We start from the raw sequence: 586 nt of genomic DNA, 5'->3' as shown, positions 1-586 counted from the left end.
AACCGCTTTCCGGCTAGTTTATCCGCCACTGGAGACAGCAACATCTCACTCAACTCAGTCGCAGAAGCATTGACTTTGGGGATGTTGGGAGAGACAATCAGATTGCGACTTTCGCCCCGATAGTCCGGATTTTGCATTAACAGGTAAAATTGTTCTGCCAGTTCTTCAATTTCGGCGCGGGGGGGTAACTCGTAGACGGTTAAACTGTCGGGAGTGACTGCCCAAAGGAAACTGCGATCTGCACCGAGGGAATATTGTAAGAGTAAGGTATCTTTATCGAGTACCTGCTGCTGAATTTGTTCGGCAGTTAGGGGTTGAGGTTGCGTGAGAGCGGCATATCGGGGAGAGGTTTGACGGATTTGCGCTCTTAATTCATCCAATTGCCGCAACAAAGTATCCAGTTCTTGTTTAATAGCCGATGCTTGTTCCGGAGTATGTTCACCGGAGAGTAATGCCATGCGCCGGGATTCGGTAGCGTTGATGCGCTGCTGTAAATTCGCTTCCTGTTGGCGTAATTCCGGGTCTACGCCAGTGCGGATATCGGCATTGGCTTCGGCGAGAATTTCTAACAACGTGCGAGCGCGGG

At 50.5% G+C, this 586-nt stretch carries 1 pseudogene; it reads right to left on the bottom strand.

The window, feature by feature from the left end:
* Positions 1-586 (bottom strand): annotated as a pseudogene (locus tag AC0QH1_RS01315) (hypothetical protein); the annotation flags it as partial.

Source organism: Phormidium sp. CCY1219, assembly GCF_055795085.1.
The sequence above is the reverse complement of the archived record's forward strand: the minus strand, read 5'-3'. Positions and strand labels throughout refer to the sequence as shown.